We start from the raw sequence: 14,770 nt of genomic DNA, 5'->3' as shown, positions 1-14,770 counted from the left end.
CGCGGGGCACGGCGAATCCGACCGGGATCGGATGCCGGAGGAGCTGTTTATCGTCAGGCAGACGACTATGATCGCGGCATGTCGCCCTACGACCCGTCGGCCTTCCCGCCCTTTGCTGTCACTGTCGATCTGGTCGTGCTGACCGTGCGTCGCCACGCGCTCTGCGCACTTGCGGTACGCCGGGGTGAGTCGCCGTTCCAAGGTCGTTGGGCGCTCCCCGGCGGCTTCGTGCGGGACGACGAGGACTTGTCGGCGGCCGCCGCGCGGGAGCTGGTCGAGGAGACGGGTCTGTGCGCTCACGATCCGGACTCTCCGGCGCAGGCGAACGGCGCGCACCTGGAGCAGCTCGCCACGTACGGCGATCCCAAGCGCGATCCGCGGATGCGGGTCGTCAGCGTCGCCCATCTCGCGCTCGCTCCCGACCTCCCCGCACCGCGGGCCGGCGGTGATGCGAACAGTGCCCGCTGGGCGCCGGTCGAGGCACTGCTCAACCAGGGCGGGTACGGCCGTGAGGGCGAGCAGGCGGCGCCGCTCGCCTTCGACCACACGCAGATCCTGGCGGACGGCGTGGAGCGCGCCCGTTCGAAGATCGAGTACTCGTCGCTGGCGACGGCCTTCTGCCCGCCCGAGTTCACCGTCGGTGAGCTGCGACGGGTGTACGAAGCCGTGTGGGGCGTCGTGCTCGACCCGCGCAACTTCCACCGCAAGGTGACCGGCACGCCGGGCTTCCTCGTCCCTACTGGTGGTACGACCACCCGCCAGGGCGGTCGCCCGGCCCAGCTCTTCCGCGCGGGCGGTGCGACTTTGCTCAACCCGCCGATGCTGCGCCCCGAGGTCTGAGAGCCGCACCACGGGTTGCCCCGCTGGTCACCTGTCGGTCTGGTGCCGGTCTGGCCGCGTGAGGGACACCCGCGGCCCACACCCTGACCGAAATGCCGGAAATATCGCGTTATCTTGCAGGAGTACCCACGGGGTTCGTCCGTCCCCGACCCGGCGGACGAACTCTGGCCGCCGAGCGGTCGCACATCCCGCGAGAGAAGCGATGATCCAGGCCATCGGACTGACAAGCAATCCCCGCCAGGAGCTGCCGCCCGCCGTCGACGACGTGTCCTTCGAGGCGCGAACAGGCCGTGTCACGGCGCTGCTCGGCGCGCAGGGCGCCGGCAAGACGACGGCGCTGAGACTCATGCTCGAAATCCAACAGGGCCGAGGAGTCACCTACTTCCGAGGGCGTCCGCTGCACCGGATCACCCATCCGTCGCGCGAGGTGGGCGTCCTGCTGGGCGAGGTTCCGGGGCACCCCGGCCGCACGGTCCGCGGTCAGCTGCGCATGCTGTGCGCGGCCGCCGGTGTGCCCGTCCAGCGCGCCGACGACGTACTCGAAGTCGTCGGGCTCGTCAGCCTCCGAGATCAGCGGCTCGGCACGCTCTCGCGTGGCATGGACCGCCGTCTCGGGCTGGCCTGCGCGCTGCTCGCCGACCCGCACACGCTCGTCCTCGACGGGCCCGCAGACGGACTCTCGGCCCGGGAGGGCGGCTGGCTGCACGGGATTCTGCGCGCGCACGCCACCCAGGGCGGGACCGTCCTGTTCTCCACGGCCGACCCCAAGGAGGCCGCGCGGACCGCCGACCGCGTCGTCACGCTGGACGCGGGCCGACTGGTGGCCGACCAGGAAGCCGGTGACTTCGCCCGCACCCGGCTGCGCCCCCGGGTCGCGGTGCGCAGTCCGCACGCGGCTCGGCTCGGCACGCTGCTGTCCAAGGAGGCCCGCGCCGCGCAGCGCTCCATCGAGGTGGTCAAGGAGGACGGCAACCGGCTCTCGGTGTACGGCAGTACCTGTGCCGACATCGGAGAGACCGCCTTCCGTCACGGAATCCTCGTCCACCAACTTGCCGACGAGATCGGGGATGCGGGGCCTGCGGCGGAGGCTGCTGCGCCCGCTCCCGAGCCCGCTGGCGCAGTGACTGCGGGCGACGCGGCAGGGGCGCCAACAGGAGGTGACTCGCCGGCTGGAGCCGAGGCCTCCGCCCCGGCCGAGGCTGAGCCCGTTCCCGCGCCCAAGAACCTCGTCCCGCTCGCCACTACGGACCCGGTCGCCACCCCGGGCCCGGTCGCCACCACGGACCCGGTCACCGCCACGGCCCCGATCACCGCCGCCCAGCCGGTTCCTGCGGTGCCGTCCCCCTTGCCTCCCCCGATCTACATCCGACCCGCCCGTGGGCCGCTACGCCCCCTGCGCTACGAGCTGCGCCGCGCCGCCGGTGTCGGCACCGGGTACCTCACCATGGCCGCTGTGCTCGCCGTCTCCGCCGTCCTGTGCGTCTTCCTCGCCAGGAGTGGTCACACGCCTCAGGCTCACCTGCTGGCCGCCTGGCCCCAGGAACTCCCCTTGCCGCCCGCGGCGCTTGGCGCCGGACTGCTCGGCGCCCTCGCCTTCGGCGAGGAATTCCGTCATCCCGCCCTCGCTGCCGACCGGGGCACCGTCCCCCGCCGCTTGGGGCTGCTCAGCGCCAAGTTGATCGTCGCTGCCGCCACCGCGCTCCTGCTGTGCCTGCTCGTCCTTGCCTCCGACGCCGCGCTCCTGCACCTGGTATACGGCGAAGAGGTCGCCAGAGTTCCCGCCGACTGGCTTTCGCTGGGCGCGAGTTGGGTCGCACTGGTCGCGGGATGCGCCTGGGCGGGGGTGCTCGCCGGCGGAGTCTTCCGGTCCACGACCGCCGGTCTCGCCGCGGTTCTCGCCGTGCCGATCCTCGTCGTACCGCTCGTACAAAAGGCCTTGGAGGGGCCGTCTGTGCGATCGGCGGCGGGGCTTCCCGGGAGGTTGCGCGACCTCGCACTGGTGCAGTGGCCGTTCGGTGTCGAGCGATATCTGGCCGGCGGAGTCCGGATGGTCGCCCAACCTGTGGGTAGTGCGCTGATGTTGTCGGTGACCGCTCTGCTCTGCGCATATCTGCTCACGGCGATGCGCGGGAGGGCTCGATAACGACCGTCCGTCGCTTCCGTTCCCGTGCTGCGCACAACTCCCCGGAGAACGCCCATTTCTTTCCGATAAGGCGTCAATTGCGGCGGGGTAAGCGATCACCCTTTCGTGTGCTTTTCACCAAAGACCTCAAGGGACTTGGGAGCCACGCCGACAAAGGTTCCGTGAGTACCCTTGCGCACACCATGATGACCGCCGCCCGCTCCGCAGACTCCGGCCTCGCCGGCCCGGGCGAACTCGACCGCTACCCCTACGCCGAGGCCCCGGGTGCCGACCGCGTCGTCGCGCCCTCGTGGGACAGCGCCGACCAGGACCTCGGCCGCGTGGGACGACGCAGCGCCGGCAGCCGCGGCCGTGGCCTGCACGGCCAACTCGTCCAGCAGCTCGGCCAGATGATCGTCTCCGGCGACCTGGGAGCCGACCGCCCGCTGGTCCCCGAGGAGATCGGCCAGCGTTTCGAGGTCTCCCGCACCGTAGTCCGTGAATCGCTGCGTGTTCTCGAGGCCAAGGGCCTGGTCAGTGCCAGGCCGAATGTGGGCACGCGCGTGCGGCCCGTCAGTGACTGGAACCTGCTGGACCCGGACATCATCGAATGGCGCGCGTTCGGGCCGCAGCGCGACGACCAGCGCCGTGAACTCAGCGAGCTGCGCTGGACGATCGAGCCCCTCGCCGCCCGGCTCGCCGCGGGCCACGGCCGCGAGGAGGTCCAGCAGCGTCTCGCCGACATGGTCGAGATCATGGGCCACGCCTTGAGCCAGGGTGACGGGATCACCTTCTCCCGTGCCGACGCGGAGTTCCACTCGCTGCTCATCCAGCTCGCGAGCAACCGCATGCTGGAGCACCTGTCGGGCATCGTCTCGGCCGCGCTGCAGGTCTCGGGCGGCCCGGTCGTCGGCTGCGACCGCCCCACCGAGGCGTCGCTGGTGCACCACTCGCGCATTGTCGACGCCCTCGGGGCGGGCGACGGACCCGGCGCCGAGGCCGCCATGCGCCAGCTGCTCACCGTCCACCCGGAGGTGGAGCGCGTCGTGCCCGCCCCCCGCGAGCACTGACGGCCGGTCCTGCGTCCGTACGGCCGCCTCATGCGCCTCGCGGCCCGACCTCATCACTCCGTTGGCGCGGTGGCGACGCCGGGACTCTGTGGCTTCCTCGGGGATCCGGCAGAGTCCCGGCGACGCGGTCGTTGCCGTCCGGAGGGCCGTCAGGGCTCGGGTCTGCACACCTCTGACCGTATCTGGCCGCTTTTGAGCGCTTACGGGGTGTGACTCGGGCCACGTAGATTGGGCGTAACGCTCGTCGGGGCAGCGCGATGACCTAAGAGGTGATAGCCGAGGAGGGAATGCAGCAGTCGTTCGCGACGCTGTACAGCTCCCCGGCCCCGCCTGCGCCGTCGGCCCATCCCCAGTCGTCGGTCGTCGGTCCTGGTCCACAATGGACGGGGCCGGAAGCCGTTTTCCAACGTTCCGAGAGGTTGTTCGTGTCGGCCAGCACATCCCGTACGCTCCCGCCGGAGATCGCCGAATCCGTCTCTGTCATGGCGCTCATCGAGCGGGGAAAGGCTGATGGGCAGATCGCCGGCGATGACGTGCGTCGTGCCTTCGAAGCTGACCAGATTCCGGCCACTCAGTGGAAGAACGTTCTGCGCAGCCTCAACCAGATCCTCGAGGAAGAGGGTGTGACGCTGATGGTCAGTGCCGCGGAGCCGAAACGCCCCCGCAAGAGCGTCGCAGCGAAGAGCCCGGCCAAGCGCACCGCGACCAAGACTGTCGCGGCCAAGACGGTCACGGCTAAGCAGGCCACCGCGACCGCCGCCCCCGAGGCGTCGGCCGTAGATGTCGCAGCTGAGGACGCGCCCGCGAAGAAGGTCGCAGCCAAGAAGACGACGGCCAAGAAGGCCGTCGCCAAGAAGACCGTCGCCAAGAAGGCGACGGCAAAGAAGAGTGCGTCCAAGCAGGACGACGAGATCCTGGACGACGAAGCCACCGAGGAGACGCCCGCGAAGGGCAAGCCCGGTGAGGGCGAGCCCGAGGAAGAGGGCGCAAAGGGCTTCGTACTGTCCGACGAGGACGAGGACGACGCGCCGGCCCAGCAGGTCGCCGCGGCCGGTGCCACCGCCGACCCCGTCAAGGACTACCTGAAGCAGATCGGCAAGGTCCCGCTGCTCAACGCCGAGCAGGAGGTCGAGCTCGCCAAGCGCATCGAGGCCGGCCTGTTCGCCGAGGACAAGCTGGCGAACGCCGACAAGCTCGCCCCGAAGCTCAAGCGCGAGCTGGAGATCATCGCCGAGGACGGGCGCCGCGCCAAGAACCACCTCCTGGAGGCCAACCTCCGCCTGGTGGTCTCCCTGGCCAAGCGCTACACCGGCCGCGGCATGCTCTTCCTGGACCTCATCCAGGAGGGCAACCTCGGTCTGATCCGCGCGGTCGAGAAGTTCGACTACACCAAGGGCTACAAGTTCTCCACGTACGCCACCTGGTGGATCCGTCAGGCGATCACCCGCGCCATGGCCGACCAGGCCCGCACCATCCGTATCCCGGTGCACATGGTCGAGGTCATCAACAAGCTCGCGCGCGTGCAGCGCCAGATGCTCCAGGACCTGGGCCGTGAGCCCACCCCGGAGGAGCTGGCCAAGGAACTCGACATGACCCCGGAGAAGGTCATCGAGGTCCAGAAGTACGGCCGTGAGCCGATCTCCCTCCACACCCCCCTGGGTGAGGACGGCGACAGCGAGTTCGGCGACCTCATCGAGGACTCCGAGGCGGTCGTTCCGGCCGACGCGGTCAGCTTCACGCTCCTCCAGGAGCAGCTGCACTCCGTGCTCGACACGCTGTCCGAGCGTGAGGCGGGCGTGGTCTCCATGCGCTTCGGTCTCACGGACGGCCAGCCGAAGACCCTCGACGAGATCGGCAAGGTCTACGGGGTGACGCGTGAGCGCATCCGCCAGATCGAGTCGAAGACGATGTCGAAGCTGCGTCACCCGTCGCGTTCGCAGGTCCTGCGCGACTACCTCGACTAGTCACCAGCGCTCCACAAGAAAGACCCGAGGCCTCATGCGAGGCCTCGGGTCTTCTGTTTGTCCGATGTGTGTCCGCCCCGACGCGGACGCGCGTGGCGCGGGTGCGGGGCGCGACGCGCTGGATCACTGTGGGTGTTTCACGACAACCCAGAGTGAGGAGATCGCATGCCTCGTCCTTTCGCTCGCACCTTCACGGCGGCGTTGGCCCTTGTCGCCCCCGCGGTGGTGCTGCCGCTGGCCGCTCAGGCTCCCGCGGCGGCCGACAGCATCGTCATCGGGGGCAGTCAGGTCCGGGTGGCCGACAGCCCCTGGGTGGTGGCACTGTCCAGCCGTGACCGGTTCGGGGGTACGCGTTCGGGACAGTTCTGCGGAGGAGTGGTGGTCGGCCGCTCGACGGTGCTCACCGCGGCGCACTGCATGGGAGAGGAAGTCCTGGGAGTACGGCTGAGCGAGATGAGTGACCTGAAGGTGATCGTCGGCCGGGACGACCTGGGTACGTCGCAGGGCAGGGAGATCGCGGTGCGCCGGGTGGAGGTCAATCCGGAGTACGACAGCTTCTCGAACTCCGGCGACGTCGCCGTGCTGTCGCTGGCGAGCCCGCTTCCGCAGAGCCACGTGCTCCCCATGGCCGGTGCGGGCGACCAGGCGTACGACTCCGGCACGCAGGCGGCGGTCTACGGGTGGGGTGACACGACGGGGTCGGGCGATTACGCGCGGACGTTGCACGCCGCACAGGTGCGCGTACTGCCTGATGCGACGTGCGAGAAGGCCTACCCGGGCGATTCTGACGGAACGTACGCGGCCGCATCCATGCTGTGCGCGGGGGAACTTCAGGGCGGGCGCGATGCCTGTCAGGGGGACAGCGGTGGTCCGCTCGTCGCCCGTGGGCGGCTGATCGGCCTGGTGTCGTGGGGGAGCGGCTGCGGGCGGGCCGGGAGTCCCGGGGTCTATACGCGGATCTCGGGCGTCGCGCGGGACATCCATCTACGCGGCTGAAAACACGGGAGTTGTCCGTGAGGGGAGAGTGGGGCGCCGCCAGGGGCCGCCGAGGAGGTGCCTGGGTGCCCGTCTAACGCGAGCGGGCGGCCGTCCCTGGGGTTGGCAGGGGCGGCCGCCCGTTCACCGGCCTGGCGTGCGCCGGATGGCTCGTCGTGGGTGCGAGGTGTCAGTGATCCTCGTCAGTGGTCTCCGGGACGGCCGTCAGCCGTTCCGTCTCGTCCTGTATCTCAGCGGCGATCTTCTTGAGTTCCGGCTCGAACTTGCGGCCGTGGTGGGCGCAGAAGAGCAGTTCACCGCCGCTCAACAGGACGACGCGCAGGTATGCCTGGGCGCCGCAGCGGTCGCAGCGATCAGCGGCCGTCAGGGGGCTCGCGGGGGTCAGAACAGTAGTCACGTCGCCTCTTCTCTAGCTCGACGAGCTGTCGTACCAGGGTCAACATCCAACCAGGCCGAAAACGTTCCCGCTCGTGGCTTTTCCTCGAAGTTTTTTCCGAGGCGGCTGTCTGCTGCCGGTTGGCGGCGAATGTGCCGTATTACGTCTCTTACGTGTCGTACGGTTTCGCGCTGTCTGTCAGGTCGGTCGTCCGCCGGCTGGGTTGCCGGTTGTTCATGAGGACGTGCCCGGAGCCTAAATGGTTCATGCCTGGAAGGGAACGTGACGTGCGCTTCACTCAATCGAGGGATCGAACAAGCGTACGGCGCTGGACTAGTGTGAGTTGTGACGAGGGTGGCGTTACAACGGCTCTACCAGGCCTCGGTACCCTCTGAGCGGCAACCGAAGCCGGGCCCTTACCCCAAGGGGTCCCTTTTGAAATTCAGCGAGGAGCGAACCGCGTGACCGCCGAAACGTCCGTGCCGTCCACAGCATTGCTGACCGGAGCAGACCGGGACGGTTCCAACTACACCGCGCGGCACCTGCTCGTCCTGGAGGGGCTCGAGGCCGTCCGTAAGCGTCCGGGCATGTACATCGGGTCCACGGACAGCCGTGGCCTGCTGCACTGCCTCTGGGAGATCATCGACAACTCCGTCGACGAGGCCCTGGGCGGCTACTGCGACCACATCGAAGTCATCCTCCACGACGACGCCTCCGTAGAGGTCCGGGACAACGGCCGAGGCATCCCGGTGGATGTCGAGCCCAAGACCGGTCTCTCCGGAGTCGAGGTCGTCATGACGAAGCTCCACGCGGGCGGCAAGTTCGGCGGTGGCTCCTACGCTGCCTCCGGCGGCCTGCACGGAGTGGGTGCCTCCGTGGTGAATGCCCTGTCCGCACGCCTCGACGTAGAGGTGGACCGCGCGGGGCACACCCACGCGATCAGCTTCCGTCGTGGCGTCCCCGGCGCCTTCGCCAAGCCCGGTCCCGACGCCGACTTCGACTCGTCGGCCAAGCTGCGCAAGGCCAAGAAGATCCCCAAGACCCGCACCGGCACGCGCGTGCGCTACTGGGCGGACCGCCAGATCTTCCTCAAGGACGCCAAGCTCAACCTGGAGACGCTGCACCAGCGTGCCCGGCAGACGGCGTTCCTGGTGCCGGGCCTGACCATCGTCGTGCGCGACGAGTACGGCCTCGGCGACGGCGGCACCAAGGGCGAGGAGTCCTTCCGCTTCGACGGCGGTATCAGCGAGTTCTGTGAGTACCTCGCCCAGGACAAGGCCGTCTGCGACGTCCTGCGCCTCACCGGGCAGGGCAGCTTCAAGGAGACCGTCCCCGTCCTCGACGACCACGGTCAGATGACCCCCACGGAGGTCACCCGTGAGCTCTTCGTGGACGTCGCCATGCGCTGGGGCACGGGCTACGACACGACGCTGCGGTCCTTCGTCAACATCATCGCCACCCCCAAGGGCGGCACCCATGTGGCGGGCTTCGAGCGCTCGCTCACCAAGACGATGAACGAGGTGCTGCGCACCCAGAAGGTGCTCCGGGTCGCCGAGGACGACATCGTCAAGGACGACGCCCTGGAGGGGCTGACCGCGGTCGTCACGGTGCGTCTCGCCGAGCCGCAGTTCGAGGGCCAGACCAAGGAGGTGCTCGGCACCTCCGCGGCCAACCGCATCGTCTCCAATGTCATCGCCAAGGAGCTCAAGGCGTTCCTGACGTCCACCAAGCGTGACGCCAAGGCCCAGGCGCGCGCCGTGATGGAGAAGGCCGTCGCCGCGGCCCGCACGCGCATCGCGGCCCGGCAGCACAAGGACGCCCAGCGCCGGAAGACGGCCCTGGAGTCCTCGTCGCTGCCGGCGAAGCTCGCCGACTGCCGCAGTGACGACGTGGAGCGCAGCGAGCTCTTCATCGTCGAGGGCGACTCGGCGCTCGGCACCGCCAAGCTGGCGCGGAACTCCGAGTTCCAGGCCCTCCTGCCGATCCGCGGCAAGATTCTCAACGTTCAGAAGGCGTCCGTCACGGACATGCTGAAGAACGCCGAGTGCGGCGCGATCATCCAGGTCATAGGGGCGGGGTCCGGCCGGACCTTCGACATCGACGCGGCGCGCTACGGGAAGATCATTCTCCTCGTCGACGCCGACGTCGACGGCGCGCACATCCGGATTCTGCTGCTCACCCTCTTCCAGCGCTACATGCGTCCGATGGTGGAGGCGGGCCGGGTCTTCGCGGCCGTACCGCCCCTGCACCGGATCGAGCTGGTGCAGCCGAAGAAGGGCCAGGACAAGTACGTCTACACGTACTCGGACAACGAGCTGCGCGAGACGCTCCTGGAGTACCAGCGCAAGGGGATCCGCTTCAAGGACTCCATCCAGCGCTACAAGGGTCTTGGCGAGATGGACGCGGACCAGCTGGCGGAGACCACCATGGACCCCCGCTACCGCACGCTGCGGCGGGTCAACATCGGCGACCTGGATGCCGCCGAGCAGGTCTTCGATCTGTTGATGGGCAACGACGTCGCGCCCCGCAAGGAATTCATCACGAGCTCGGCGGCGACGCTGGACCGTTCGCGTATCGACGCGTAGCGCTCCCGCGAGGCTGGTGCGTTCCGCTCGCGCGAAACGCACTCCACCCGTGGGTGGAGCCCTTGGCTCCACCCACGTTCCACCCCTGCTCCGATGTCCTGACCAGGTCTTTTCCGTAGCGTCGAAGGTGTCGATCCGCATCGGATCGGCTCCGCTCTTCCTCGCCCCACGGAGGCCGTCATGTCTGGGCTCACCCATGGTCTGGTGGTCTGCGCAGTCGTCGCGCTCGTCATCGTGCGCCAGTTCAAGGCGCAGCGGATCACCGCGGACAGGCGCTGGTGGGTCATACCCGCCGTGCTGGTTTTCATGGCCGTGCGCGAGCCCGACGTGCTGGACCCCCACCACCAGACGGCGGCCGGCGCCCTGCTCGCCGTGGAGCTCCTCGTCGGTCTGGCCATCGGCTTCGGCTGGGCGCGGACCACGCATGTATGGACAGCGCCGGACGGTGCCGTGTGGGGCAAGGGGACCAAGGCCACCGCCATCGTCTGGGGCGCCGGGATCGCGCTGCGGCTCGGCCTGTTCGGCATCGGCGCGCTGCTGGGTGTGCGGCAGGGCAGCGCCGCACTGATGCTGGCGCTCGCGGCCACCCTCCTGGTGCGCAGCGGCATGCTGGCGCAGCGGGCCGGCCTGCTCCGCCCGGCGTACGGTGTTGCGGACGCGGCGTACGAGCCGATGCGGAAGGACCCCGTGTGATCTCGGACCGGTGGATGAGATGGCCCTCCCGGGAAGGGCTCACCCGGGAGGGGCAGAGCGTCGCCCGACTGTGGTTCGTCAGGGTCCTGCGGGTGGCGATCGGCGGCAGCCTGCTGTGGAACGCGTTCCATCACGACCGGGGCTGGCGCCTGGCGGCCGGTGTGGGTCTGGTCGTGCTGTGCGGCGGGCTCGTCTGGGCGTTCCTCCGTACGTCCTTCGACCATCGGCTGTGGCCTTCGGTCACTCTGCTGGCCCTGCTGGTGGGGTCGGGGTACGCCGCGCAGCTGGGCGACTGGAGTGTGCTGGCTCTCGTCCTCTGGTGCGGCGCCGCCTTCCTGGCCCTGGAGCGACTGCCCCTTGTGGTGGCCGCGGGCTGCATGCCATTGGCGCTGGCCTCGTTCGCGACGCACAACGACGACGGCTGGCTCGTCACGGCCCTCATCGTCGTCGGCCTCGCGCTGGCCGGATACACGCTGCGGCTCGACGCCGACGCGCGGGGCAACGCCCATCGGCTGCTCGCCCAGGAGCGGGCCGCCCGCGCAGCGGAGGCCGAGACGGCCGCCCTGGCGGAGCGGTCGCGCATCGCCAGGGAGATCCACGATGTCCTCGCGCACAGCCTCTCCGCGCAGCTCGTCCATCTGGAGGCGGCACGTCTGCTGATCGAAGGCGACGCGACGCGCGAGCAGATACTCGACCGAGTGGTGGCGGCGCGCTCCATGGCCCGAGAAGGGCTCGCGGAGACCCGGCAGGCGCTCTCCGCGCTGCGCGGCGAGATGACGCCCGTCGAGGACTTCCTGCGCGAGCTGGTCGTCTCGGACAAGGCCTCGGTGTCCGTGACGGGGGCGCGCCGTGCTCTGCCCGCCGAGGCGTCACAGGCGGTGCGCCGCGTCGCGCAGGAGGCCCTGACGAACGTCCGCAAGCACGCTCCGGGCGCGAAGGTCTTCGTGCGTCTCGCGTACGAAGAGGGGGAAGTGACGCTGGACATACGGGATTCCGGCGGACCGCCGGGTGAACTGGCGGCGTCCGGCGCCGGGTACGGTCTGATCGGCATGCGGGAGCGGGCGGAGCTGCTGGGCGGCTCACTGACGGCCGGGCCTGGCGAGGAGGGGTTCATCGTGACGCTGAAGGTGCCCACATGACGGGGGAGGGCGGCGCCAAGGCGCCGGCGCGGGTGGTCGTGGTCGACGACCAGACGGTGGTGCGCGAGGGCATCGTGATGCTGCTGGGGCTGTTGCCCGGTATCGAGGTCGTGGGCTCCGGGGGCGACGGCGAGGAGGCCGTGCGGCTCGTCGCGGAACTCGCCCCGGACGTCGTCCTGATGGACCTGCGCATGCCACGGGTGGACGGTGCGGAGGCCACCCGTCGCATCCGCGCCGAGTACCCAGGGACGCAGGTCGTCGTGCTGACCACGTTCGCGGACGACGACTCGCTCTTCCCCGCGCTGAGAGCCGGTGCGCGCGGCTATCTCACCAAGGACGCCGGTGGGGACGAGATCGTGCGCGCCGTCGAGGACGTGCTCTCGGGCGACGCGGGCCTCTCCCCGCGGATCCAGCGGCGGCTGCTGGAGAGGCTTTCGGAGCCCGAGCAGCCCGCACCCGCGCCGGAACCGCCCGACGGCCTCACCACGCGTGAGACCGAAGTGCTCGTCCTGATCGCCGAAGGGATGACGAACCAGGAGATCGCCCGCGCGATGCATGTCTCCACCGCGACGGTGAAGACACACATCAACAATCTCTTCGCCAAGACGGGCCTCAAGGACCGTGCGCAGGCGGTCCGTTACGCCTATGGCCACGGGCTCGCCAAGCCGCCGACGGTCAGGCCCGGCTGAGTGGGGTCTTCGATGCGGCCCTTCACCTGATGGGGTGAAGAGCAGAGAGAGAAGAGTCAGGGATCTTCCCGATCTGTCCATCCTTGGGCACGCGGCCGAACAAGGCTGCGGACAAGGAGAGTTCGGTGGAGAAGCACGACGGGCGCGATGCGGGGCAGGCGCGGACCGGTGATCCGAGGGATCCCTGGTACGACGCGCTTGCGTCCGGTTGGGGTGAGTTGGACGGCACGGGTGCGCCGGCGCCCGTGGCACCGCCCCGAGCCGCGCCGGAGCGGATCGCGACCGCGGCCGACATCTATCTGGAGGTCCAGCGCAGTGCTGCCTTCCAGGAGGTGCGCGGCCGGTATCGGCGGTTCGTCGTCCCCGGGGTGGCGCTCTTCTTCACCTGGTACGTCGCGTATGTGGTGACGGCGACGACGGCACCCGGGCTGATGGCGCGGCCCGTCGCCGGAGCCGTGAACGTCGCCATGCTCGCCGGCCTCGGACAGTTCCTCACGACCTTCCTGCTGACCTGGGCGTACGCCCGGCACGCACGGCTGAGGAGGGATCACGCGGCGCTCGATCTGCGCTGGGCGGTGTTCGAACAGAAGCGCGAGCAGGACCAGAGAAGGGTCCTTCAGCAGCGGGAACACGATCAGCGGGGCGAGCAGGAGCAGGCCCGGGGGAGTGAGCGATGACCGGGGACCACCAGACGCTCGCCCTGCTGCTCTTCGGCGTGTTCGTGGCCGTCACGCTCGCCATCACGACATGGGTGAGCCGGAACCGCCACGGCTCGGCGGAGGAGTTCTACGCCGGCGGGCGGCTCTTCTCGCCCATGGAGAATGGATTCGCCATCGCGGGCGACTACATGTCGGCCGCCTCCTTCCTCGGTATCTCCGGACTGATCGCGCTCTTCGGGTACGACGGGCTGCTCTACTCGGTGGGCTTCCTCGTCGCCTGGCTGGTCGTGCTGTTCCTGGTGGCCGAACTGGTGCGCAACTGCGGCCGGTTCACACTCGCCGATGTCGTCGCCTCCCGGATGAGGGAGCGGCCCGTGCGTATCGCGGCGGGAACTTCCTCGGTGACCGTGTCCGTTCTCTATCTGGTGGCGCAGATGGTGGGGGCGGGCTCACTGGTGGCGCTGCTGCTCGGTGGGACGAGTGGAGCGGCGCAGGCCTGGACGGTCATCGGCGTCGGCGCGCTCATGGTCATCTATGTGTCGCTGGGAGGGATGCGGGCCACCACCTGGATCCAGATCGTCAAGGCGGTCCTGCTGATGTGCGGTGCGATCGCGCTGACCGTGCTCGTGCTGGTGCGTTTCCACGGCGACTTCGACCAGTTGCTGCGGACCGCGGCCGACCGCAGCGGACACGGCAGCAAGTTCCTCGCGCCCGGACTGAAGTACGGCGGTGACTGGACCTCGCGCCTGGACTTCATCAGCCTCGGGCTCGCGCTCGTCCTCGGCACGGCCGGGCTGCCGCACATCCTCTCCCGCTTCTACACGGTGCCGACCGCGCGGGCCGCCCGCCGCTCCGTCGTCTGGTCCATCGGTCTCATCGGCAGCTTCTACCTGATGACCATCGTGCTCGGCTTCGGCGCCGCCGCGATCGTGGGCTCCGATGCCGTACGGGGATCGAATGCCGCGGGGAACACGGCAGTTCCCCTTCTCGCGCTCGATCTGGGCGGCGGCGCGGACTCCACAGGCGGAACGGTTCTTTTTGCGGTCGTCGCCGCGATCGCCTTCGCCACGATCCTCGCCGTCGTCGCCGGGATCACGCTCGCCTCCTCGGCGTCCGTGGCCCACGACCTGTACGCGTCGCTGCGGCGCAAGCATGCGAAGCCGCGCAGCGAGGTGGCGGTGGCACGCCTCGCTGCTGCCGGGATCGGAGTGGTCGCGATCGGCCTGGGGCTGCTCGCCCGCGATCTCAACGTGGCGTTCCTGGTGGGTCTCGCCTTCGCGGTGGCCGCGTCCGCGAATCTGCCCGTGCTGCTCTACTCGCTGTTCTGGCGGAACTTCACCACGCGGGGAGCGGTCTGGTCCGTCTACGGCGGCCTGGTGCCCTCCCTGGCGCTCGTCGTGCTGTCACCCGTCGTCTCCGGAGGGCCGAGCTCCCTCTTCCCGGGCGTGGACTTCCAGTACTTCCCGCTGGAGAACCCGGGGCTCGTCTCCATCCCGCTCGGCTTCCTCGCCGGATGGATGGGCACGGTCACTTCGGCGGAGCCCGCCGACGAGGCCAAGCACGCGGAGACCGAGGTGCGGTCGCTCACCGGGGCGGGAGCGGTGTGAAAGCCGCGGTGTGAGAACCCTCCTGCGGAG

The 14,770-nt window shown here is 69.5% G+C and carries 12 protein-coding genes; 11 read left to right on the top strand and 1 reads right to left on the bottom strand.

Annotated elements, in window-relative coordinates:
- Positions 1–78 precede the first annotated feature (78 nt).
- From AB0E78_RS38015 to AB0E78_RS37995, 5 genes are all read left to right on the top strand, one after another.
- Positions 79–840 carry an NUDIX domain-containing protein gene (locus tag AB0E78_RS38015; RefSeq protein WP_361843067.1) on the top strand — a complete coding sequence of 254 codons (762 nt, stop codon included), beginning with the start codon at positions 79–81 and terminating at the stop codon, positions 838–840.
- Positions 841–1,042: 202 nt separating this feature from the next.
- Positions 1,043–2,983: an ATP-binding cassette domain-containing protein gene (locus AB0E78_RS38010; RefSeq protein ID WP_361843065.1), complete on the top strand. Its 1,941-nt coding sequence runs from the start codon at positions 1,043–1,045 to the stop codon at positions 2,981–2,983.
- Positions 2,984–3,144: 161 nt separating this feature from the next.
- Positions 3,145–4,032 (top strand): FadR/GntR family transcriptional regulator, encoded by an 888-nt coding sequence (locus AB0E78_RS38005; RefSeq protein ID WP_361843063.1) that lies wholly within the window; start codon positions 3,145–3,147, stop codon positions 4,030–4,032.
- A gap of 419 nt (positions 4,033–4,451) precedes the next feature.
- Complete coding sequence (locus tag AB0E78_RS38000) at positions 4,452–5,996, top strand: RNA polymerase sigma factor (RefSeq protein ID WP_361843060.1); 1,545 nt, start codon at positions 4,452–4,454, stop codon at positions 5,994–5,996.
- A 165-nt stretch (positions 5,997–6,161) separates the two neighbouring features.
- Positions 6,162–6,992, top strand: a complete 831-nt coding sequence (locus AB0E78_RS37995; RefSeq protein WP_361843058.1) for a serine protease — start codon at positions 6,162–6,164, stop codon at positions 6,990–6,992.
- A 169-nt stretch (positions 6,993–7,161) separates the two neighbouring features.
- On the opposite strand, the gene AB0E78_RS37990 is transcribed toward AB0E78_RS37995, so the two are convergent.
- Positions 7,162–7,389, bottom strand: a complete 228-nt coding sequence (locus AB0E78_RS37990) for a hypothetical protein (RefSeq protein ID WP_361843055.1) — start codon at positions 7,387–7,389, stop codon at positions 7,162–7,164.
- Between the two features lie 440 nt (positions 7,390–7,829).
- Between AB0E78_RS37990 and AB0E78_RS37985 the strand changes: the two genes are divergently transcribed.
- From AB0E78_RS37985 to AB0E78_RS37960, 6 genes are all read left to right on the top strand, one after another.
- Complete coding sequence (locus AB0E78_RS37985; protein WP_361843053.1) at positions 7,830–9,953, top strand: DNA topoisomerase IV subunit B; 2,124 nt, start codon at positions 7,830–7,832, stop codon at positions 9,951–9,953.
- Positions 9,954–10,133: 180 nt separating this feature from the next.
- Positions 10,134–10,646 (top strand): DUF1453 domain-containing protein, encoded by a 513-nt coding sequence (locus tag AB0E78_RS37980; RefSeq protein ID WP_361843050.1) that lies wholly within the window; start codon positions 10,134–10,136, stop codon positions 10,644–10,646.
- Positions 10,643–11,785 carry a histidine kinase gene (locus tag AB0E78_RS37975; RefSeq protein WP_361843047.1) on the top strand — a complete coding sequence of 381 codons (1,143 nt, stop codon included), beginning with the start codon at positions 10,643–10,645 and terminating at the stop codon, positions 11,783–11,785. The genes AB0E78_RS37980 and AB0E78_RS37975 overlap by 4 nt, the downstream gene beginning before the upstream one ends.
- Positions 11,782–12,474 carry a response regulator transcription factor gene (locus AB0E78_RS37970; protein WP_361843045.1) on the top strand — a complete coding sequence of 231 codons (693 nt, stop codon included), beginning with the start codon at positions 11,782–11,784 and terminating at the stop codon, positions 12,472–12,474. The genes AB0E78_RS37975 and AB0E78_RS37970 overlap by 4 nt, the downstream gene beginning before the upstream one ends.
- A 125-nt stretch (positions 12,475–12,599) precedes the next feature.
- Positions 12,600–13,151, top strand: a complete 552-nt coding sequence (locus AB0E78_RS37965; protein WP_361843042.1) for a DUF485 domain-containing protein — start codon at positions 12,600–12,602, stop codon at positions 13,149–13,151.
- On the top strand, positions 13,148–14,740 hold the full coding sequence (locus AB0E78_RS37960; RefSeq protein ID WP_361843039.1) for a cation acetate symporter: 1,593 nt from the start codon (positions 13,148–13,150) through the stop codon (positions 14,738–14,740). The genes AB0E78_RS37965 and AB0E78_RS37960 overlap by 4 nt, the downstream gene beginning before the upstream one ends.
- Positions 14,741–14,770: the final 30 nt, after the last annotated feature.

The organism is Streptomyces sp. NPDC032198, assembly GCF_040636975.1.
In the GTDB taxonomy this organism is placed as follows: domain Bacteria; phylum Actinomycetota; class Actinomycetes; order Streptomycetales; family Streptomycetaceae; genus Streptomyces.
Note: the sequence above shows the minus strand (reverse complement) of the source record. Positions and strands in the feature narration are given on the sequence as shown.